21 protein-coding genes are annotated in these 19,823 nt (G+C 73.6%); 8 read left to right on the forward strand and 13 right to left on the reverse strand.

All coding sequences use genetic code 11. The annotated features are described in order from the left end of the window. Positions 1-106 precede the first annotated feature (106 nt). Positions 107-1,351, forward strand: coding sequence for a cytochrome P450 (locus ABD990_RS04900; protein ID WP_345378628.1), 1,245 nt, complete (start codon positions 107-109; stop codon positions 1,349-1,351). A gap of 85 nt (positions 1,352-1,436) precedes the next feature. On the opposite strand, the gene ABD990_RS04905 is transcribed toward ABD990_RS04900, so the two are convergent. Continuing rightward, entirely contained in the window at positions 1,437-2,324 is an 888-nt protein-coding gene (locus tag ABD990_RS04905) for an LLM class F420-dependent oxidoreductase (protein ID WP_345378629.1), read from the reverse strand. A gap of 261 nt (positions 2,325-2,585) precedes the next feature. Between ABD990_RS04905 and ABD990_RS04910 the strand changes: the two genes are divergently transcribed. Then, complete coding sequence (locus tag ABD990_RS04910) at positions 2,586-2,960, forward strand: cupin domain-containing protein (RefSeq protein WP_345378631.1); 375 nt, start codon at positions 2,586-2,588, stop codon at positions 2,958-2,960. Positions 2,961-3,000: 40 nt separating this feature from the next. Here the strand turns inward: ABD990_RS04910 and ABD990_RS04915 are convergent, their stop codons facing one another. The 7 genes from ABD990_RS04915 to ABD990_RS04945 all read right to left on the reverse strand — a co-directional run bounded on the left by ABD990_RS04915 (position 3,001) and on the right by ABD990_RS04945 (position 10,366). Further along, on the reverse strand, positions 3,001-3,342 hold the full coding sequence (locus ABD990_RS04915; RefSeq protein ID WP_345378632.1) for a cupin domain-containing protein: 342 nt from the start codon (positions 3,340-3,342) through the stop codon (positions 3,001-3,003). Positions 3,343-3,422: 80 nt separating this feature from the next. After that, positions 3,423-3,659 (reverse strand): hypothetical protein, encoded by a 237-nt coding sequence (locus ABD990_RS04920; RefSeq protein WP_345378633.1) that lies wholly within the window; start codon positions 3,657-3,659, stop codon positions 3,423-3,425. Continuing rightward, positions 3,656-3,994 carry a WhiB family transcriptional regulator gene (locus tag ABD990_RS04925; protein WP_345378635.1) on the reverse strand — a complete coding sequence of 113 codons (339 nt, stop codon included), beginning with the start codon at positions 3,992-3,994 and terminating at the stop codon, positions 3,656-3,658. Before ABD990_RS04925 ends, ABD990_RS04920 begins: the two co-directional genes overlap by 4 nt. Positions 3,995-4,125: 131 nt before the next feature. Continuing rightward, entirely contained in the window at positions 4,126-6,879 is a 2,754-nt protein-coding gene (locus ABD990_RS04930; RefSeq protein WP_345378636.1) for a winged helix-turn-helix domain-containing protein, read from the reverse strand. Positions 6,880-7,052: 173 nt separating this feature from the next. Beyond that, on the reverse strand, positions 7,053-9,455 hold the full coding sequence (locus tag ABD990_RS04935) for an ATP-binding cassette domain-containing protein (protein WP_345378638.1): 2,403 nt from the start codon (positions 9,453-9,455) through the stop codon (positions 7,053-7,055). Positions 9,456-9,491: 36 nt separating this feature from the next. Beyond that, positions 9,492-9,902 carry a VOC family protein gene (locus ABD990_RS04940; protein ID WP_345378639.1) on the reverse strand — a complete coding sequence of 137 codons (411 nt, stop codon included), beginning with the start codon at positions 9,900-9,902 and terminating at the stop codon, positions 9,492-9,494. A gap of 5 nt (positions 9,903-9,907) precedes the next feature. Continuing rightward, complete coding sequence (locus tag ABD990_RS04945) at positions 9,908-10,366, reverse strand: helix-turn-helix transcriptional regulator (protein WP_425569482.1); 459 nt, start codon at positions 10,364-10,366, stop codon at positions 9,908-9,910. Between the two features lie 80 nt (positions 10,367-10,446). On the opposite strand from ABD990_RS04945, the gene ABD990_RS04950 reads away from it, so the two are divergent. Beyond that, entirely contained in the window at positions 10,447-10,812 is a 366-nt protein-coding gene (locus ABD990_RS04950; protein WP_345378643.1) for a nitroreductase/quinone reductase family protein, read from the forward strand. 49 nt (positions 10,813-10,861) lie between these two features. Here ABD990_RS04950 and ABD990_RS04955 read toward each other — a convergent pair whose 3' ends face one another. The 4 genes from ABD990_RS04955 to ABD990_RS04970 all read right to left on the reverse strand — a co-directional run bounded on the left by ABD990_RS04955 (position 10,862) and on the right by ABD990_RS04970 (position 12,713). Further along, positions 10,862-11,083, reverse strand: coding sequence for a DUF3072 domain-containing protein (locus tag ABD990_RS04955; RefSeq protein ID WP_345378644.1), 222 nt, complete (start codon positions 11,081-11,083; stop codon positions 10,862-10,864). 61 nt (positions 11,084-11,144) lie between these two features. Then, on the reverse strand, positions 11,145-11,828 hold the full coding sequence (locus ABD990_RS04960; protein ID WP_345378645.1) for an HdeD family acid-resistance protein: 684 nt from the start codon (positions 11,826-11,828) through the stop codon (positions 11,145-11,147). Between the two features lie 72 nt (positions 11,829-11,900). Further along, the gene (bfr, locus tag ABD990_RS04965) at positions 11,901-12,386 is read right to left on the reverse strand and encodes a bacterioferritin (RefSeq protein ID WP_345378646.1); all 486 of its coding nucleotides are present in this window, start codon (positions 12,384-12,386) and stop codon (positions 11,901-11,903) included. 129 nt (positions 12,387-12,515) lie between these two features. Continuing rightward, positions 12,516-12,713, reverse strand: a complete 198-nt coding sequence (locus tag ABD990_RS04970; RefSeq protein WP_345378648.1) for a (2Fe-2S)-binding protein — start codon at positions 12,711-12,713, stop codon at positions 12,516-12,518. Positions 12,714-12,797: 84 nt separating this feature from the next. Between ABD990_RS04970 and ligD the strand changes: the two genes are divergently transcribed. The 5 genes from ligD (at position 12,798) to ABD990_RS04995 (ending at position 19,309) form a co-directional block, all read left to right on the forward strand. Continuing rightward, positions 12,798-14,699, forward strand: a complete 1,902-nt coding sequence (gene ligD / locus ABD990_RS04975) for a non-homologous end-joining DNA ligase (protein ID WP_345378649.1) — start codon at positions 12,798-12,800, stop codon at positions 14,697-14,699. A gap of 27 nt (positions 14,700-14,726) precedes the next feature. Then, positions 14,727-15,500 carry a glycerophosphodiester phosphodiesterase family protein gene (locus tag ABD990_RS04980; protein WP_345378650.1) on the forward strand — a complete coding sequence of 258 codons (774 nt, stop codon included), beginning with the start codon at positions 14,727-14,729 and terminating at the stop codon, positions 15,498-15,500. 26 nt (positions 15,501-15,526) lie between these two features. Beyond that, a complete protein-coding gene (locus ABD990_RS04985; protein WP_345378651.1) occupies positions 15,527-16,855 on the forward strand; it encodes an MFS transporter in 1,329 nt (442 codons plus the stop codon). A gap of 357 nt (positions 16,856-17,212) precedes the next feature. Beyond that, on the forward strand, positions 17,213-17,554 hold the full coding sequence (locus tag ABD990_RS04990; protein ID WP_345378652.1) for an RNA polymerase-binding protein RbpA: 342 nt from the start codon (positions 17,213-17,215) through the stop codon (positions 17,552-17,554). 114 nt (positions 17,555-17,668) lie between these two features. Next, positions 17,669-19,309, forward strand: coding sequence for a DUF885 domain-containing protein (locus ABD990_RS04995; protein WP_345378653.1), 1,641 nt, complete (start codon positions 17,669-17,671; stop codon positions 19,307-19,309). A gap of 6 nt (positions 19,310-19,315) precedes the next feature. Here the strand turns inward: ABD990_RS04995 and ABD990_RS05000 are convergent, their stop codons facing one another. Then, positions 19,316-19,822: a phosphoribosyltransferase gene (locus ABD990_RS05000; protein WP_345378655.1), complete on the reverse strand. Its 507-nt coding sequence runs from the start codon at positions 19,820-19,822 to the stop codon at positions 19,316-19,318. Position 19,823 lies beyond the last annotated feature (1 nt).

The following is a 19,823-nucleotide window of genomic DNA, read 5'->3' on the forward strand; positions in this document are numbered from 1 at the left end:
GGACGACCCGCGCGAGGTCGGAGCCGCGGTTGCCGGAGCGGACGACGCGGCGGGAACGGACGCGTCGTCCGACGTGTACCGCCGATCCCCTCGGGTACGGGCGGTCATGCGAGCAGACCGCACGATCGAGCTCGTCCGCACCGGCTATCCCTGGGGCGCGCGGGTGCGCGGGGGCCGGACGGGCGTCCGGACCCGGGTCCTGGGGCGCTCGGCCGTCCTCGTCGGCGGGGCCGAGGGCGTCCGGCGCTTCTACGATCCGCGCCTGCGCCGGCGTGGCTCCTTCCCACCACCGATCAAGCTCCTGCTCTTCGGGCCCCGCACCGTCCACGGCCTCGACGACACCGAGCACCGGCTGCGCAAGGCTCTCTACCTCGACGTGATCACCGCCGAGACGACCGCGGAGCTGGGCCGGCGGGCGGAGCGGCTGTGGGAGGAGGCCCTCGACGGCGCCGCCGGCGGTGCGCCGGTCGTCCTGTTCGACGAGGCGGTGCGGGTGCTCGCCGAGGCGGTGCTGCCGTGGGCGGGCGTCCCGCTTGCCGAGGGCGAGCTGCCGCTGCGGGCGCGCCAGCTCGCCACCGTCCTCGACGGCTTCGCCACACCGGGACGGCCGTACGCCCGCGCGGTGGCGGCGCGCGTCCCGCTCGGCCGCTGGGCCCGGCGGCTCGTGCGTGGGGTCCGTGCGGGCACCGTGTCCGCGCCCGGGAGCAGCGCGTTGTACGCGGCGGCCTGTGCCCGGGACGAGAAGGGCACGCTGCTGCCCGAGCGGGAGGCCGCGACCACGCTGCTCAACGTGGTCCGTCCGACGGTCGCGACCGCCTGGTTCATCGCCTTTGCAGGCCTGGCCCTGCACGAGTACCCCGAGTGGCGGCGGCGGATCGCCTCCGGCGACGAGGCCGCGCTGGGGGCCTTCGCGCAGGAGGTCCGGCGCTACTACCCCTTCGTGCCGGTTCTCACGGCGCGGGCGCGGACGAGGCAGACGGTGCTCGGGCTGCCGATCCGGCGTGGCGGGCTGGTCCTGCTCGACGTCCACGGCACCGATCACGACCCGGCGCACTGGACCCGGCCGGACCGGTTCGACCCGGAGCGGTTCCTCACCGGCGAGGTGGACCCGGACGCGCTCGTGCCCCAGGGCGGCGGGGACGTCTCCACGGGGCACCGCTGCCCCGGCGAGGGCGTCGTGCTCACGATGATCGCGGTGGCCGCACGGGTGTTGGCCCGCAGGCCCCTGGAGCTGCCGCCCCAGGATCTCAGGTACGACCTGTCCCGGGTTCCCACCCGCCCGAGCAGCGGCGTCGTCCTCCGGGTGGGTCAGGACGGCGGCGCGGAGGAGGCCGGCCGGGTCCAACCGTGAGGTCCCTCCGACTGGCTACTGACGCGCTTCACGACGGGATCTCCCCGGGTCCGAGCCCCGTCACGATCCGCTGGATCAGGTCGCTCTACCGGGAAGAGGGCCGGTCGGCGGCAGAGAGCCAGCGGTCGGCCAGATCCGACACCCACGTGCCGGCGAGCCGCGGATCGGCGGGCGGAGCCTCGACGACCACCAACTCGTCCACACCGAGATCGGCGAGTCTCGCGACGTCGTCGACCTGCGGACTGCGCAGGGCGACGGCGAGCCACAGCCCGGCGGGGTCGCGCCCCGACTCCCGGCACCGCGCCCGCACGAACTCGACCCGGTCGGCGACGTCGGCGACGCCGTCGAGGTTGAACCCGTACCAACCGTCGCCCCTCGCCGCCACGCGGCGCAGCGCCGCGTCACTGTTGCCGCCGAACACGATCGGGATGGTCCTGGCCCGGACCGGCTTGGGATTGACCCGCACCGAGTCGAAGCGGACGAACTCGCCCGCGAACGAGGCGACGTCCTCGCGCCACACGGTGCGCATCGCGGCGACGTACTCCTCGGTGCGTGCCGCCCGGCGCGCGAACGGCACCCCGAGCGCATCGAACTCCTCGCGCGACCAGCCGACGCCCACGCCCAGGGTGAGCCGGCCGCCGGACAGCGAGTCGAGGGTCGCCGCCTGCTTGGCCACGACCACCGGATTGTGTTCCGGCAGCAGCAGCACCCCCGTCGCGATGCCGATCGTCGAGGTGGCCGCGGCGACGAAGCTCAGGCCGACCATCGGGTCGATCCAGTCGGCCGCCGCCGGTACGGCGATGCGGCCGTCGGCCGAGTACGGGTAGCGCGACGAACCGCTCTCCACCATGACGACGTGCTCGCCGGACCACAGCGTGGCGAAGCCGCAGGACTCCGCGGCGACCGCCACCGCGTCGATGACCGCCCGCTGGGCGCCGGCCCCGATCCCCAGGGCGTGCAGACCGACCTCCACCGGGCGAGCGTCCCACACGACTCGACGGCACCGCTCGGATCGCCGCGCCGCGGCGCGGCAGGGCGAGGTCGTGGTGTCCGAACGGCGGTGACGAGCGGACCGGTCGGCACGTCGAGCAACCCAGCGCCTCGGGCACGAGCTGCGCGACGAAGGCGTCGGCGCACCTCAGCGACCCGGCCGATACCCTCGGCCCACCTCGAGTCGGCCCGACGCGATGGTGCCTCCGCATCGCCCGAGCCCCACAGGACGGGTGAGCGAGACATGTCCGACGCGGTGCGCGTGCTGCACGACGTGCAGCCCCTGATCAGCGACGACACCTCCGTTCCGGACGGCGTCGTCTGGCGGCTGACCGAGCCGGGCCGGCAGCTGGACGCCAACGTCCTCCACCTCTCCCCCGGCCGGACGATCGACACCCACACCGAGCCCGACCTCGACGTCCTGCTGGTCGTCGTGGCCGGGACCGGACGGGTGGAGTCCGCCGGGGACGCGGTGACGCTCACCGCCGGGAACCTGGTGTGGCTGCCGCGGGGATCCACGCGCCGGCTCGTCGCCGGCGCCGGGGGCCTGTCCTACCTCACCGTGCACCGCCGGCGGTCCGGCATGCAGATCGGGTCCGGTCCACCGCCGGCGCCGTGACGGCGCGGCACCACCGGCGACGAGTCGCTGCCGGGCAGGCTCACGACGGGCGGTGCTTGGCGACCGTGAGCAGGACGGAACTGTCCTCGAGCGCCTCGAGCGTGTGGCGGGCGTCGGGCACGACGATCAGATCGCCGCGACGCCCCTCCCAGCTCGTGTCGCCGGCCCGGAGCCGCACGCGGCCGTGCAGGACGTGGACCGTCGCCTCGCCGGGGTTCTCGTGCTCGGCGAGCTCCGTCCCGGTGACGAGCGCGATCACCGTCTGGCGCAGGAGGTGCTCGTGCCCGCCGTACACGGTCCGGGCGCTGCGGCCGCTGGGTCCCGCGCCCGCGCGCTGCAGCTGCTCGCGCGCGACGGCATCCAGGCTGAGCTTGCTCGTCATCTCGTCCTCCTCGACGTCGGGCCGCGCGGTCCGGGACGACACAGCCGGTTATAGCGCCTGCGGCGACGTCGATGGGACATCTAGCCCGTCGGCGGGGGCTCCAGCTGCCGCACCGACACCAGCGGCACACCGAGGTCGCGGATCCTCGCCAGCGCGCCGTGCAGCGCGGCCTGGTCGGCGAGCGGACCGGTGAGCACGGTCTGTCCCGCCGGGCCCGCCGTGGCCTCGAGACCGCCGAGCCACTCCGACCAGTCCTCGTCCAGCACGGCGCCGATCCGGATCTCGTAGTACACCGGCTGCCGGGCGGCGCCGCTCATCCGGAGTTCGCCAGGGCGGAGCGCGGCGGACGTCCGGGGGCCCGTTTGCGGGCGATCACCGTGCCGCGGTCGATGATCTCGCCGCCCCAGACCCCCCACGGCTCCGCCCGGCGCAACGCCGCGGCCAGACACTCGGTCCGGACCGGGCACGGCCGGCACAGCACCTTCGCCCGTTCCAGGTCGACGGGCGAGACGGCGAACCACAGGTCGGGGTTCGCGCGCTGGCACGGCAGGGCGAGCCCGGCCCCGACCGGGGCCGCGGTGACCCGTGGGCGGCGCCGGATCCATGTCGGAGCGCTCGGTGGGGCGACGGTCGGGATGCCTGGTGTGGGCATCGCCCACCTCCTTCCGTTCCCCGCCGACGGTAGGCACCCGGGCCGCCGCCGGGATCACGCGAAGGTGGGACGCGAGGTGGTAACTCGGGCCACCACCGCCGCCCGCCCGGGCGGGGTCGGGACCGGCGGGATCAGGACAGCAGCCCGAGCAGGCGTGCCCGGGCGACCGCCTCCGTGCGGTTGGTGGCCGCGAGCTTGTCGAGCACGTGCGTCACATGGCGTTTGACGGTGTCCACGGAGATGACCAGGTCCTCGGCGATGGCGCGGTTCGGCCGGCCGTCGGCCAGCAGGGTCAGGATCTCGGTCTCCCGGGCGGTGAGCGGCTCGACCAGACCGGGAACGGCGACCGCGCCCCGACGGGCGGTGGGGAGCAGCGGATCACCGCTCCGGTCGAACGCCGCGCTCAGGGTGGACAGGAAGGCCCGTGGCACGGCCCGGCCGCCCTCGAGCCGTTCCAGACGCCGGCCGACGAGCAGGTCGCGCAGCAGGGCGGCCAGGGCTGCGCCCTCGTCGACGAACACCCGCAGGTGGCGATGCTCCGCGGCGAGGGCGAGCGCCTCGACCAGGAGCGGCGCGGCGCCGGAGGGATCGTCGAGTTCCGCGCGGGTCAGGGCCTGGAGGACGCGCACCTCGATGATGCTGCCCGTGCGGTGCTGGGCCGCGGCCAGGTCGTACCACCGTGCGAGCAGCCGGGCGGCCTGCCGTGGGTCCCGGCCGACGAGGAGGCGGGCCAGGAGGAGGTACTCCGCCTCGCGCGAGTGGTGCGGTTCGTCGTCCGGGGTCGGGCACCGGGTCCGCACCCAGTCCTCGACCTCGCCGATCCGTCCGCGGGCGAGGGCGATCCGGGCTCGCTCCACCCCCACCGACGTCGCGATCGGCGCGGCGACACCGGACCCGGCCGCGAGCCGTCCTGCCTCGTCCAGGGCCTCGGTCGCCCCCTCGTGGTCACCGCGGGCGTGCCGGACGCGCGCGGCCGTGACCAGCGCGGTGACCTGCCAGCGGGGCAGGCCGAGCCGGCGGCACAGGTCGACGGCGGTCTCCGCGTGCTCGGCCGCCGCGTCGAGCTCGTCGCGCAGGTACGAGATGTGGGCCAGGCGCGCGTGGGCGACGCCGGCGTCCGGCAGGTGTGTGCGGTCGGCCGGCCGGCCCCAGGTGTCGAGGGTGGTGCGGTAGATCCGGACGGCGTCGTCGAGGCGGCCCTGGACCGTCCGCATCCAGCCGGTCAGGGACAGCGTGCGGGCGGCGAAGAACGGATCGGCGCCCACGGCCCACGGATGGGCGGCGAGCTCGTGGAGCAGCGGCTCGGCGGCGTCGACCGCACCCTCGAGCACGAGGCCCGCCGCGAGGTCGTACCGCAGGAAGTAGTCGAGGTAGCCGTCGGTGCGGCCGACCAGGGCGAGGCCGTCACGGGCGTGTCGGACCGCTGCCGCGCCGCTGCCGGTCCGCAGGGCGAGCTCGGCCCGCACCAGCGCGACGACCGCGGGCACGGGTCCCAGCCCGGGCTCGCCCGGCCCGGTGTCCTGTCCGCGCCCGACGCCGGCGAGCACCGGTTCGACCTCCTCGACGTGCCCACTGACCAGCGCCGCGAGCGCCTTCGTCGCGCGCAGCTGAGGGCGCGCACGCAGCAGCTCGTCGGGCAGCGCCGCGAACCACCGGTACAGGGTCGCCGCCTCGCGCCGGCGGAGCCTCGTCTGCGCGTGCTCGCCGACGATGTCCGCGGCCCGCTCGTGGTCGCCGATCGCGAGCAGGTGGTGCACGGCCTGGTCGGCGAGCCGGTGACGGGCGTACCAGTCGCCGGCCGCGCGGTGCAGCTCCGCGACGCGGTCCGGCTGCTCGCGGGCCAGCCGAGCGCGCAGCAGGTCGGCGAACAGGTGGTGGTAGCGCCACCACCGGCGGGAGTCGTCGAGCGGGTGAAGGAACAGGTTGGCCTGCTCGACCTGCTCGAGCAGCTGCTGGCTGTCGTCGCGTCCGCGGACCGCGTCGCACAGCGGCCCCGACAGCCGTTCCAGCACGGAGGTCTCCAGCAGGAACTGCCGCACCGCGCCCGGCTGGCCGTCGAGCACCTCCTCGGTCAGGTAGTCGAGGACGAAGCGGTTGCTGCCGGAGAACTCGGTGACGAAGAGCTCGACGTCCGCACGGCCGGACAGCGACAGCGCGGCGAGCTGGAGCCCGGCCGCCCAGCCCTCGGTCCGGGCCGCGAGGGCCGCGGTGGCCTCCTGCGGCAACGACCGGGCGGTGGCGGCGCCGAGCAGCGCGGCCGACTCCGCCTCGGTGAACCGCAGGTCCTCGGCGCGCAGCTCGGCCAGCCGGCCGCGCGCCCGCATGCGGGCCAGCGGCAGCGGCGGGTCGGCCCGGCCGGCCACCACCAGCCGCAGCGCGGGCGGGAGGTGCTCGAGCAGGTAGGTCAGCGAGGCGTGCACCGGTGCCGAGTCGACGACGTGGTAGTCGTCGAGCACCAGCACCACCGTCTCGGCGCTCTCGGCGAGCTCGTTGACCAGCGCCGCCACGGCCGCGTGGTACGAGGGCGTGGACAGCCCGCCGGACCGCGCGACGACGGCCGCGGCGAGGCCGGGCCGCGCGACGTCCAGTGCGGCCGCGACGTGGCGCCAGAAGCGGACCGGGTCGTTGTCGGCCTCGTCCAGGGACAGCCACGCGACCGGCGTCCCGGCCCCGACGGCCCACTCGGCCATCGCGCTCGACTTGCCGAACCCGGCCGGGGCGGCGACCACCACCAGCTCCCGGCGCACCGCGGCGGTCAGCCAGGCGGAGAGCCGGGGCCGGGCGACGAACCCGTCCCGCAGGGAGGGCACGTGGAGCTTCGTGGCCAGCAGGAGGTCGCGGTCCGCGCCCGTGCCCACCCCGTCGGCGCCACGAGACCCGGTCACCGGGACTGCACCATCACGATCGGTCTCCTGGTCGCTCCCTCGCCGTGACCGTGCGCCGCCCCCGTCGACCCTGTCAAGTGCCCGCCGGGGAGGACGGGCGCGTCCCTCCCCTCCCCCGCGGAGAGACGCCGCCGACCCGGCCAGGGCGACCGGGCGCCCTGCCCGCGGGCGACTCAGGCGTCCACGTAGGCGGCGAGGTGCTCGCCCGTCAGGGTCGACCGGCTCGCCACGAGGTCGGCCGGCGTGCCCTCGAAGACGACCCGGCCGCCGTCGTGGCCGGCCCCCGGTCCGAGGTCGATGATCCAGTCCGCGTGCGCCATGACCGCCTGGTGGTGCTCGATCACGATCACCGACTTGCCGGAGTCGACCAAGTGGTCGAGCAGGCCGAGCAGCTGCTCGACGTCCGCGAGGTGCAGACCGGTCGTCGGCTCGTCGAGGACGTACACGCCGCCCTTCTCCCCCATGTGCGTGGCCAGCTTGAGCCGCTGCCGCTCGCCGCCGGACAGCGTGGTGAGCGGCTGCCCGATCGTCAGGTAGCCGAGCCCCACCGCGGCGAGCCGCTCGAGGATCTTGTGCGCGGCCGGGGTGCGCGCCTCGCCCGCGCCGAAGAACTCCACGGCCTCGGACACCGGCATCGCGAGCACCTCGCTGATGTCCTTGCCGCCGAGGTGGTACTCGAGCACGGCGGCGTCGAACCGCTTGCCCTCGCACAGCTCGCAGGTGGTGGCGACGCCCGCCATCATCGCCAGGTCGGTGTAGATCACGCCGGCGCCGTTGCAGGTCGGGCAGGCGCCCTCGGAGTTGGCGCTGAACAGTGCCGGCTTCACGCCGTTGGCCTTCGCGAACGCCTTGCGGATCGGGTCGAGCAGCCCGGTGTAGGTCGCCGGGTTGCTCCGCCGCGAGCCGCGGATCGCCCCCTGGTCGATCGCCACCACGCCGTCCCTCCCGGCGACGGAGCCGTGGATGAGCGAGCTCTTGCCCGAGCCCGCCACCCCGGTGATCACGCACAGCACCCCGAGCGGGATGTCGACGTCGACCGCCTGCAGGTTGTGCGTGTCCGCCCCGCGCACCTCGAGCGCCCCCGCCGGGGTGCGGACCGCCGGCTTCAGCGACGCCCGGTCGTCCAGGTGCCGCCCGGTGAGGGTGCCGCTGGCCCGCAGCTCCTCCACGGTGCCCTCGAACACCACCTCGCCGCCCCCTGAGCCGGCGTGCGGTCCGAGGTCGACGACGTGGTCGGCGATCGCGATCGCCTCCGGCTTGTGCTCCACGACGAGCACGGTGTTGCCCTTGTCCCGCAGCGCCCGGAGCAGGTCGTTCATCCGCTGGATGTCGTGCGGGTGCAGGCCGATCGTGGGCTCGTCGAAGACGTAGGTGACGTCCGTGAGCGAGGAGCCCAGGTGGCGGATCATCTTGGTGCGCTGCGCCTCGCCGCCCGACAGCGTGCCGGACGGCCGGTCGAGCGACAGGTAGCCCAGCCCGATCTCGACGAAGGAGTCGAGGGTCTCCCCCAGTGACGCCAGCAGCGGCGCCGCGGACGGCTCGTCGAGCCTGCGCACCCAGGTGGCCAGGTCGCTGATCTGCATCGCGCAGGCGTCGGCGATGCTGATGCCCTTGATCTTCGACGACCGGGCCGCCTCGGTGAGCCGGGTGCCGTCGCACTCCGGGCAGGTGCTGAACGTGGCCGCACGTTCGACGAAGGCACGGATGTGCGGCTGCAGCGCGTCGATGTCCTTGGACAGGTACGACTTCTGGATCTGCGGGACCAGCCCCGCGTAGGTCAGGTTGATGCCCTCGACCTTGATCTTCGTGGGCTCCTTGTAGACCAGGTCGTGCAGCTCGCGCCTGCTGAACGTGTTGATCGGCTTGTCCGGGTCGAAGAAGCCGCAGCCGCGGTAGATGCGGCCGTACCAGCCCTCCATGCTGTAGCCCGGGATGGTGATGGCGCCCTCGTTGAGCGACTTGGTCTCGTCGTAGAGCGCCGTGAGGTCGATGTCGTTGACGGCGCCCCGGCCCTCGCAGCGCGGGCACATGCCGCCGGTGATGCTGAACTCGCGACGCTCCTTCACCTTCTGGCCGGCCTTCTCGACGGTCACCGCGCCCGCGCCGCTGATCGACGCGACGTTGAAGGAGAAGGCCTGGGGGGAGCCGATGTGCGGGTCGCCGAGCCGGCTGAACAGGATCCGCAGCATCGCGTTCGCGTCCGTGACCGTGCCGACCGTGGAGCGCGGGTTCGCCCCCATGCGCTCCTGGTCGACGATGATCGCGGTGGTCAGGCCCTCGAGGACGTCGACGTCCGGGCGCCCCAGCGTCGGCATGAAGCCCTGCACGAACGCGCTGTAGGTCTCGTTGATCAGCCGCTGCGACTCGGCGGCGATCGTGCCGAACACCAGCGAGCTCTTGCCCGATCCCGAGACGCCGGTGAACACCGTCAACCGGCGCTTCGGGATCTCGACGCTGACGTCCTTGAGGTTGTTCTCCCGCGCACCGTGCACGCGGATCAGGTCGTGGCTGTCGGCGGCGTGCAGCGCCGCCGGGAGTGACCCGGTGTCGCTGTCCGAGGTCGTGGTGATGCTCATCGTCGTCCCCCTGTGGCCGTCGGTCGATCGCCGAGGTCACTGCACCTCGAAGATGCGGATCATGTTGCCCGCGGGGTCGCGCAGGGCACAGTCCCGGACTCCCCACGGCTGGGCGGTCGGCTCCTGCACGACCTCCGCGTCGCCGGCCTGCAGCCGCTCGAAGGTGCCGTCGAGGTCCTTCGTGGCGAAGTTGATGGAGGCGTAGGTGCCCTTCGCCATCATCTCGGCGATGGTGCGGCGCTCCTCGTCGGTGACCCCGGGGTCGGCGGCCGGCGGGTGCAGCACGATGGAGGTGCCGGGCTGGTCCTTCGGGCCGACCGTCAGCCAGTGCAGCCCCTCGTACTCGACGTCGTTGCGGACCTCGAAGCCGAGCGTGTCGCGGTAGAAGGCCAGCGAGGCCTCGTGGTCGTCGTGCGGGAGGAAGGCCTGGTAGATCGTGATGTCCATGGCGATCACGCTAGGTGCGGCTCGGGGCTGCGTGCTTCTCGATTCCTGACCGGTCTGCTCACCTGCCGCGCCACGCACGGCGACATGCCCGCCAGCTCGCCCGTCGCCTCGCGCCGGTACACGCTGGGCGGCATCCCGACGAGCTCGGCGAAGCGGGTGCTGAAGGTGCCCAGCGACGAGCAGCCGACCGCGAAGCACACCTCGGTCACACTGAGGTCGCCGCGCCGCAGCAGCGCCATCGCCCGCTCGATGCGCCGGGTCATGAGGTAGGAGTACGGCGACTCGCCGTAGGCGCGCCGGAACTCCCGGCTGAGGTGCCCCGAGGACATGTGCACGCCGCGGGCCAGCGCCTCGACGTCCAGGGGCTGCGCGTACTCGCGGTCGATCCGGTCGCGGACACGGCGCAGCCGCGCGAGGTCGCGCAGGCGCTGGGCCTCGGAGGTGGTGCCTGCCACGCCGGTGATCGTGCCACGGGTCCCGACCGAAGTGCATCGACGTTCCCCGGCCTGGAAGGACCTCAGCTCCGCGGGCCTACGGTGATCGCGTGCGCGCTCCGCTGTTCACCCGTAAGGCCGTCCACTGCGTCAACGCCGGGGTCGCGGCACTGGCGGCCTCGCCGTGCCTGGGCCGCGTCGTGGGCCGCGGCATCGTGATGATCAGCTACGTCGGGCGCCGCTCCGGCCGGACCTTCCGCACCCCCGTGAGCTACCGGCGCTCCGGCGACGAGCTCGTCGTCGGCGTCCAGTTCCCGGACGCCAAGACGTGGTGGCGCAACTTCGTCGGCGACGGGGGCCGGATCACCCTCGAGCTCGACGGCGGCGAGCGGACCGGGCACGCGGTCGCCACCCGGGACGGCCGCCGCGTGACCGTGCGGGTCCGGCTCGACCCGCCCGGGAACGGGCCGAGCTGAGCCGGGCCGAGGCCCCGGCCGGCCCGGGCGCTGCCGGGTTGCGGCCGGGTTACTGCCCGCGGCCCGTGGCGGCCTGCAGCTCGTCGATGCGCTTCGAGGCCTCGGCCTTGGTCAGGCCGTCCAGGTCCGGCAGCTCCTGGCCGGCCTGCTGAGCCAGCGTCTCCAGGTAGGAGCGCTGCGGACCGGTGATCGGCTCGTCGCCGGTCGTCCAGTCCTCCGGGTCCTTCGCCGCCGGGGTGGTGGTCTGGTCCAGGGTGTCGCGATCGGTCATGCTTCGAACATATCTTCGATCCCGCTCCCCCGCGACTCGGGACGGGACGGGTGCTCCGGCGCTACGCCAGGCCCGCCGAGGAGCGGGTACCCGGCGCACCCTTGGCGATCGCACGGATGCGGAAGGCCCACCCGATCAGGATCACGCCGCCGATCAGCGCGAAGATGCCCACGAGCCAGATCAGCGCGAGGATCCCCGTGGCCGGCCAGACGAGCAGCGCGAGACCGAAGAGGATGTTCACGATGCCGGCGACGAGCGTCCAGCCCCAGGCGTGCGCCCCCGCCCGTCGCGCCGTCAAGGCCTCGGCGATCTCCGCGACGCCCATGACGATCGCCCAGAAGGCGATGACGAACAGCAGCGCCAGCGCCGTGACGCCCGGCCAGACGAGCGCGACCAGGCCGGCCAGCACGGACAGGACGCCCTGCACGACCGGCCACACCCAGTGCGCCGCCGTCCTCCGGGCGCGGATCCCCATCACCACGGCCACGACGCCGTCGAGGATCGCGTAGAAGCCGAACAGGAACACCAGGGTCAGCAGGGCGATCCCCGGACTCACCAGCGCGATGATCCCGAACAGCGCGATCAGGACGCCGCGCAGCAGCACCATCCACCAGACGGCGCCGGCGAAGGCCCGGACCGCGTCGGCCGGGCGCTGCCCGGGACCGCCCGCCCGGGGTTCCGCGCGATGCCCGGCCCGGTCCGCGGCCCTGTCGTCGGCACTGTCGGCGCTGAGGTTCTCGGTCATGACACGGTCCCCCTCGGTGTCGCGGGTGGACACCCCCGCGACCTTCGTACTCCTCGCGAGGGGAACGCGGAATCAGCCGGGTGTCGGAGGCTGGTCGACCAGCTGGGCGAGGTAGAGCTGCTCGCCGAGGCGGTCCATGAGCTCGAGGTTCGTCTCGATGTAGTCGATGTGGTGCTCCTCGTCGGCGAGGATCTCCTCGAACAGGTTCGCCGTGGTGATGTCGCCCTTGGAGCGGCACATCGCGATGCCCGGCCGGAGCCGCTGCACGACCTCCAGCTCGATGGACAGGTCCGACTGCAGCATCTCGCGGACGTTCGTGCCGATGCGCAGCTGGAACAGCCGCTGGTAGTTCGGCAGGCCCTCGAGGAACAGGATCCGGTCGGTGATCCGCTCGGCGTGCCGCATCTCGTCGATGGACTCGCTGCGGGTGTAGGCGGCGAGCTTGGTCAGACCCCAGTTCTGCTGCATCTTCGCGTGCAGGAAGTACTGGTTGATCGCGGTCAGCTCGCTGGTCAGCTGCTCGTTGAGCAGCGAGATGATCTCCGGGTCGCCGCGCATGGCATCGTCCTGTCGTCCGGCGTGATGGGCGCCACGAAAGGTAGTGCGTCCGGGACCCACGGAGCCACGAAGGACGGACTGTGCGACGGCAAGGCTTACCTGGGCGAACGTCCCTGCGGGACCCGCTGGTCAGGCGGTGAGCGGCAGCTCCGACATCACCGACGGGGCGAGCTCGGCGGCGAGCAGGACGTCGATCGTGTCGAGGCACGTGCCACAGCCCGTGCCCGCCTCGCAGGCGTCGCCGATCTCGTCGACCGTGCGGGCGCCCTCGCCGATGCAGTTGCGCAGCTCGACGTCCGTCACGGCGTAGCAGATGCAGACGTACATTCAGCCCAGCCTTCCGTCAGGTAAGGCTATGCTCGCAAATCGTCGCACCCCGTGACAAGGCCTGCACAGGACTAACCTGACGCCGTGCCGCTCGACGAGTACCGCCGCAAGCGCGATCGCGGGCGCACCCCGGAGCCCGTACCGGAGAGCGACCCCGCGCGGACGGGGCCGGGCGACCGCTTCGTGATCCAGGAGCACCACGCCCGCGCCCTGCACTGGGACCTGCGCCTGGAGCGGGACGGGGTCCTCGCCTCGTGGGCCGTGCCGAAGGGCCTGCCGGTCGACACCGAGACCCTGCGGCTGGCCGTGCGCACCGAGGACCACCCGCTGGAGTACCTGGAGTTCTCCGGTGAGATCCCGCGCGGCGAGTACGGCGGCGGGTCCATGACGATCTGGGACCACGGCCGCTACGAGGCCGAGAAGTGGTCCGACCGCGAGGTCGCGTTCACCCTGCACGGCGAGCGCGCCCGTGGGAAGTACGTGCTGGTCAAGAGCAACCGGGAGCGCCGGGACGGGTGGCTGCTGAAGCGGTCCGACCGCACCGACCGCACTCCCCTCCCCCATGACACCGCGCCGATGCACGGGCAGCCGGGCGAGTTGCCGTCCGATCCCGAGGACTGGCTGCTGCAGGTCCGGTTCGGCGGTCGCCGGGTGATCGTCGAGATCGACGGCGGGCGGGTCCGGCCGACCGCGGACGGCGAGGAGGTCCCGGCGAAGACGCTCGGCGAGCTCGGCCCGGCCGTGGGGGCCACGGCGCTGCTGCTCGACGCCGAGCTGACCCGCGGCGGCGAGCTGTGGATCTCCGACCTGCTCTTCCTCGACGGCCGGGACACCTGCGGACTGGGCTTCGCGGACCGGCACGCCCTGCTCGAGGAGCTGCCGGCGCTGTCCGGCCCGCACTGGCGGCTCGCCCCGGTCTACCCCGCCGACACCGGTCGCGCCGTGCTCGACGCCGTGCGCGGGCAGGGGCTGCCGGGTGTCGTCGCCAAGCGGAAGGACTCGCCCTACCTGCCCGGGAAGCGGTCCGGCACCTGGGTGGAGGTGGGTGAGGTGGGCGAGTCCGACGAGCAGAAGCCGCGGCGCACGCACGGGAAGGCCGGCGTCGGCCGCGCGAAGCTCACCAACCCCCACAAGATCCTCTACCCCCTCACCGGCACCACGAAGGCCGACGTCCTGGCGCACTACCGCGCGGTCGCGCCGGTGATGCTGCCCCACCTCGCGGGCCGCCCGGTCACGCTGGTCCGCTGGCCCGACGGCGTCGAGAAGCCGTCGTTCTTCGAGAAGGACGTGTCGCGGCACGCGCCGGACTGGATCCGCACCGAGCGGGTCGGGACGCCCGGCGGGCGCTCGGAGTCCGCCGACTTCCCCGTCCTCGAGAGCGAGGAGGGGCTGGCCTGGGCGGCGAACCTGGCCGCCCTCGAGCTGCACGTGCCGCAGTGGCGGGTCGGGCCGCGCGGCGGCCGGCAGACCCCGGACCTGGTCGTCTTCGACCTCGACCCCGGCGAGGGGACCACGATCGTCGAGTGCTGCCGGGTCGCGCTGCGGATCGCCGAGGTCCTCGCCGAGGACGCCCTCGAGGCGTGGCCCCGGACGTCGGGCGGCAAGGGACTGCAGCTCTACCTGCCGGTCACGGTCAGCCGCGCGGAGCAGACGATCGAGTTCGCCAAGGCCGTGGCCGAGCGGCTGGCCGACGAGTCCCCCCGCACCGTCACGTCGGTGATGGCGAAGGCGCGCCGGCGCGGCAAGGTCTTCGTGGACTGGAGCCAGAACAACACCGCCAAGACCACGATCGGCAGCTACTCGCTGCGCGGCCGGGCCCGCCCCACGGTCGCCACCCCGGTCACCTGGGACGAGGTGCGGGCCTGCCGGAGGCCGGACGATCTCGTCTTCACCCTCGACGACCTGCCGGCCCGCCTCGACGAGCACGGTGACCTGCTCGAACCACTCCTGTTCACCGAACGGCAACGCCTTCCGCGTCGCGCGTGATCGCGTCCGGATGAGAGGGTGCCGGGCGTGACGGACCGGCACCCGTACCTCGACGGGCCCTACCCGCGCCGGTACGCCCACCGCGGCTGGCACATCGGCGAGCTCGCGGGTTGCGAGAACACCCTCGCCGGCTTCGAGCTCGCGGTCGCGATGGGCTTCTCCTACATCGAGATGGACGTGCACGCCTCCGTGGACGGGGTGCCGATGGTCCACCACGACCTCAGGCTCGACCGCACCACGGACGGCAACGGCCTGCTCTCCCGCCTGCCCGCGGCGGTGATCGAGGACGCCCGGGTGGCGGGACGCGAGCCGGTGCCGCGGCTGGAGGCGGTGCTGTCGGCGCTGCCGGAGACGCGGTTCACGATCGAGCTCAAGTCCGACGCCGTCGTGCTGCCCACCCTCGCCGTTCTGGAGCGGCTCGACGCCTGGGACCGGGTGTGCCTGGGCGCCTACCACGAGGGCCGGCTCCGGAGGGCCCGCGCGGCCGGGCCCCGGCTGTTCACGTCGATGGGGTTCGAGGCGGTCCTCGGCCTGCGGGCCCGGGCCTGGCTCGACGCCACGCCGTCCGCCCGGTCGACCCTCGAGCCGGTCCTCCCCCGGGTCCGCGGGAGCCTCGCCCAGATCCCGCGGCAATTCGGTCCGCTCACGGTGGTGGACGACCGGCTGCTCGCCCGCGCCCACGGGGCCGGTCTCGAGGTGCACGTCTGGACGGTCGACGACCCGGCGGAGATGCGCGAGCTGCTCGGCATGGGCGTCGACGGGCTGCTCTCCGACCGGCCGGACCTCCTGATCGCCCTGTGACCCGCGGCGGGCTCTAGGCTGCCGCGGTGAGCAGCGAGGCCGCCCCCGCGGACCGGACCGGAGACGGGCGGGCGGGAGGTCCACCGGCGCGCAGGCAGGTCCTCGCCTGGGCGTTCTGGGACTGGGGCTCGTCGGCCTACAACACGATCACGCTCACCTTCGTCTTCTCCGTGTACCTGACGGACACGGTGGGCCGGGACCTGCCCGGCGACGTCGACGCCAACAGCTGGCTCGGCTACGCCATCGGCGCCGCCGGCCTGGTGATCGCGCTGCTGGCGCCGGTGGTCGGGCAGAGCGCCGACCGGGCCGGCCGACGCCTGCGCTCCACGGCGATCTGGACCGCCGCCACCGTCGCGTCGATGGCGCTGCTGTTCCTGGTGCGGGACGACTGGCACTACCTCTGGCTGGGTCTGCTGCTGCTCGCCCTCGGCTCGATCTTCTTCGAGCTCGCCGAGGTCTCCTACAACGCCGTGCTCCGGCAGATCTCCACACCCGCCACGATCGGCCGCGTCTCCGGCTTCGGCTGGTCCATGGGGTACTTCGGCGGGATCGTGCTGCTCCTGGCGGTGTACGTGCTGTTCATCGCCGGCGAGGGCGGCGCGCTCGGGGTGAGCACCGAGGGCGGGCTCAACGTCCGGGTCGTCGCGCTCGTCGCCGCGGCCTGGTTCGCGCTGTCCGCGATCCCGCTGTTCCTCGCGGTGCCCGAGGCGCCGCCCGCCGTCGACCGCCCGGCCCGGCTCGGGGTCGCCGCGAGCTACCGCAAGCTCGTCACCGACCTTCGGGATCTACACCGCACGAGCCCGCACACCGTCTACTTCCTGGGCGCCAGCGCGCTCTTCCGGGACGGCCTCGCCGCGGTGTTCACGTTCGGCGCGGTCATCGCGGTGAGCGTGTACGGGCTGAGCTCGGGCGACGTGCTGATCTTCGGCGTGGCCGCGAACGTCGTGTCCGCGCTGGGCGCGCTCGCCGGCGGGTCGCTCGACGACCGGATCGGGCCGAAGGCGGTGATCGCCGGCTCGCTGATCGGGCTGCTCGCGTGCGGCGTGGTGCTGCTGTTCCTGTCCGGCCCGACGGCGTTCTGGGTGTGCGGACTGGGGCTGTGCCTGTTCGTGGGCCCCGCGCAGTCCTCGTCGCGCACCTACCTGGCCCGGCTCACGCCGCCCGGCCAGGAGGGCCAGATGTTCGGCCTCTACGCCACCACGGGACGCGCGGTGTCCTTCCTTGCGCCCACCCTGGTCGGCTTCTTCACCTACGCGTTCGGCTCCGACCGGGCCGGCACGGTCGGGATCCTCGTGGTGCTCGCGGCCGGACTGCTCGCGCTCTGGCCGGTCCGCCGGCCCGAGACCTCCGCCTGAACCGGCGGAATCCTCGGACGCCCGACCGTTCGTGCTGCAAGCACCCCCACCTGCGCATATTCTGATGCATGAGGTGGCCGGGTAACGGGAAGCCACCCTTGTGTAAACACTCAGCGCCGTGCCGGTGAGCTAAGTCACAGAAGGCTGACACGTCACATTCGCGTGTGGCAGCGCGCCTGATGGGCCACACTCTGAGTCCGGGACAGGAGCGGGTGGCCGACGGTCTGGTGACGGTCGGCGCGGCCCGCGGAATGCTTCCCCCCGGGAATGCAGGTCTGCATCGCAGACGTTACACCGGGTGGCGACGACGTGACCGTCGAGGGGTGCCCCCCTCGGCCGAAGACGGGAGGATGACGCATGGCCGACCGCGTGCTCCGTGGCAGCCGGCTCGGGGCTGTCAGCTACGAGACCGACCGGAATCACGACCTGGCGCCGCGGCAGCTGGTCCGCTACGTGTCTCCCTCGGGCCACGAGTTCGAGGTGCCCTTCGCGAACGACGCCGAGGCCCCGGCGACCTGGGAGTCGCCGCAGGGTGGCGTCGGCCGCCGGGTCGACGGCGCCCAGCCGGAGCAGAAGAAGACCAAGCCGCCGCGCACCCACTGGGACATGCTGCTGGAGCGCCGCTCCATCCCGGAGCTGGAGGAGCTGCTCAACGAGCGCCTCGACCTGCTCCGCGAGCGCCGCGCCGAGATCGCCTGACCCTCCCGAACGGGTCATCCGCGAACGGCGGACGCGCCGCAGCAACCACGAAGCCGGGCCACCTCCCGTGGGGCCCGGCTTCGTCGCGTCCGGGGGCGGGCAGATGATGACCTCATGTCCGACCGCACGATCCGGGACCTGGCCGACTCCCACGTCGCCGCGCACGCCGAGCTCGACCCGCTGCTCGCGACCTCACTGGGCCTGCCCACCGGCCAGGACCGCCTCCCCGACCTCTCCCCCGCCGGCGAGGAGGCGCTCGACGCCCTCGACCGGGACACCCGCGCCCGCCTCGACGCCGCCGGCGAGCCGGAGACCGACACCGAACGCCGCTGCGCCCGGCTGCTCCGCGAACGCCTCAACGCCGCGCAGGCCACCCGGGCCCTCGGCGAACACCTCCGCAACGTCCAGATCCTCTTCGGGCCGGTCCAGCACCTGCGCACCACGCTCACCCTGATGCCCAGCGGCACGGCCGAGGAGCGCTCGGACCTCGCCGCGCGCCTCGCCGCCGTCCCCGCCGCGTTCGCGGGCTACGCCGAGAGCCTGCGTGCCGGTGCCGCCCGCGGGCTGACGGCCGCGCCCCGCCAGGTCGATGCCGTCGTCGACCAGTTCGGCGACTGGCTCGCGGCCGACTGGTTCACCGCCTTCGCGGCGGACGCCGGCCTCCCGGAGGTCAGCGCGGACCCCGCCACCGCCGCCCTCGCCACGCTGCGGGAGTTCCTCGTCCGCGACTACCGCCCGCGCACCGAGGGCGTGCCCGACGCCGTCGGCGAGGAGCGCTACCGGGCCGCCGTGCGCCGCTGGACCGGCGCCGACCTCGACCCCCGCGAGGCCTACGACTGGGCGTGGTCGGAGTTCCACCGGATCCTCGACGAGCAGCGGGTCGAGGCCGCGAGGATCCTGCCCGGCGCCACGCCGCGCGCGGCGATGGCGCACCTCGAGACGCACGGCGAGATCGTCGAGGGCGTCGAGGCGGTCCGCACCCGGCTGCAGGGGATCATGGACGACACGATGGCCGCCCTGCAGGGCACGCACGTCGACCTCGCGCCCGAGCTGCTGCGGGTCGAGGCCATGATCGCGCCCGCGGGCAGCGCCGCCGCGCCGTACTACACGCAGCCCTCGCTCGACTTCGCCCGGCCCGGCCGCACCTGGCTGCCCACCCTCGGCCGCGACCGCTTCCCGATGTGGGACCTGGTGAGCACCTGGTACCACGAGGGCGTGCCGGGCCATCACCTGCAGCTCGGCCAGTGGGCCCTCTGCGCGGGCAAGCTATCCACCTTCCAGGCCTCGGCCGGGATGATCAGCGGGAACCTCGAGGGCTGGGCGCTCTACGCCGAGCGGCTGATGGACGAGCTGGGCTTCCTCACCGATCCCGGCGAGCGGCTCGGCTATCTCGACGCCCAGATGATGCGCGCCATCCGGGTGATCATCGACATCGGCATGCACCTCGAGCTGACGGTGCCCGCGGACTCCCCGCTCCACGCGGGACTGACCTGGACCCCGGAGCTCGCCCGCGACTTCTTCGGCACCTACTGCGGGCGGGACTCCGCGTTCCTCGACAGCGAGCTGCTGCGCTACCTCGGCGGGCCGGGGCAGGCGATCAGCTACAAGCTCGGCGAGCGGGCGTGGCTGGCCGGGCGGGACGCAGCGAGGCGAGCGCGGGGTGCGGACTTCGACCTCAAGGCCTGGCACATGGCCGCGCTGTCGCAGGGCTCGCTGGGCCTCGACGACCTGGAGCAGGAGCTGGCCGCCCTCTAGGCACCCTCAGGCGTCGAGCACGTCGGCCTGGACGACCGGGGGCAGTGTCGACCAGGGGAAGTTGATCCAGAGCGGGGTGCGCCGCCAGACGTACTCGCAGCGCACCTCGCTCTGCGGCTTCTCGTAGACGACCGCGCACCGGACGTCCGCGACGTGCTCGCCGCAGAAGTCCCGGACCAGCTTCAGGGTGGCGCCGGTGTCGGCCACGTCGTCCGCCACCAGGACCCGCGCCCCGGACAGGTCGACGACGTTGGGCACCGGTGGCAGCATGACCGGCAGCGCCAGCCGCTCCCCCACCCCGGTGTAGAACTCCACGTTCATCACGTGCAGGTTCTTGACGTTCAGCGCGTAGCCGAGCGCCCCCGCCACGAACAGGCCCCCGCGCGCGATGGACAGGATGATGTCCGGCCGATAGCCGCTCTCGGCGACCTGCTCGGCCAGCTCGCGGGAGGCCGTGCCGAACAGCTCCCAGGTCAGCGTCTCGCGCTCGGCGTTCGTCACGGCCTCGGTCATG

Source organism: Pseudonocardia yuanmonensis (assembly GCF_039542425.1).
GTDB classification, from domain to species: domain Bacteria; phylum Actinomycetota; class Actinomycetes; order Mycobacteriales; family Pseudonocardiaceae; genus Pseudonocardia; species Pseudonocardia yuanmonensis.

What these genes read in the sequence shown, in the direction of transcription:
- ABD990_RS04955 (WP_345378644.1), bottom strand. Translation starts at nt 11,083, where the DNA reads ATGACCGATCGCGACACCCTGGACCAGACCACCACCCCGGCGGCGAAG.
- ABD990_RS04910 (WP_345378631.1), top strand. Translation starts at nt 2,586, where the DNA reads ATGTCCGACGCGGTGCGCGTGCTGCACGACGTGCAGCCCCTGATCAGC.
- ABD990_RS04925 (WP_345378635.1), bottom strand. Translation starts at nt 3,994, where the DNA reads ATGCCCACACCAGGCATCCCGACCGTCGCCCCACCGAGCGCTCCGACA.
- ABD990_RS04940 (WP_345378639.1), bottom strand. Translation starts at nt 9,902, where the DNA reads ATGGACATCACGATCTACCAGGCCTTCCTCCCGCACGACGACCACGAG.
- ABD990_RS05000 (WP_345378655.1), bottom strand. Translation starts at nt 19,822, where the DNA reads ATGACCGAGGCCGTGACGAACGCCGAGCGCGAGACGCTGACCTGGGAG.
- bfr (WP_345378646.1), bottom strand. Translation starts at nt 12,386, where the DNA reads ATGCGCGGCGACCCGGAGATCATCTCGCTGCTCAACGAGCAGCTGACC.
- ABD990_RS04995 (WP_345378653.1), top strand. Translation starts at nt 17,669, where the DNA reads ATGTCCGACCGCACGATCCGGGACCTGGCCGACTCCCACGTCGCCGCG.
- ABD990_RS04990 (WP_345378652.1), top strand. Translation starts at nt 17,213, where the DNA reads ATGGCCGACCGCGTGCTCCGTGGCAGCCGGCTCGGGGCTGTCAGCTAC.
- ABD990_RS04915 (WP_345378632.1), bottom strand. Translation starts at nt 3,342, where the DNA reads ATGACGAGCAAGCTCAGCCTGGATGCCGTCGCGCGCGAGCAGCTGCAG.
- ABD990_RS04900 (WP_345378628.1), top strand. Translation starts at nt 107, where the DNA reads ATGCGAGCAGACCGCACGATCGAGCTCGTCCGCACCGGCTATCCCTGG.
- ABD990_RS04935 (WP_345378638.1), bottom strand. Translation starts at nt 9,455, where the DNA reads ATGAGCATCACCACGACCTCGGACAGCGACACCGGGTCACTCCCGGCG.
- ABD990_RS04920 (WP_345378633.1), bottom strand. Translation starts at nt 3,659, where the DNA reads ATGAGCGGCGCCGCCCGGCAGCCGGTGTACTACGAGATCCGGATCGGC.
- ABD990_RS04960 (WP_345378645.1), bottom strand. Translation starts at nt 11,828, where the DNA reads ATGACCGAGAACCTCAGCGCCGACAGTGCCGACGACAGGGCCGCGGAC.
- ABD990_RS04970 (WP_345378648.1), bottom strand. Translation starts at nt 12,713, where the DNA reads ATGTACGTCTGCATCTGCTACGCCGTGACGGACGTCGAGCTGCGCAAC.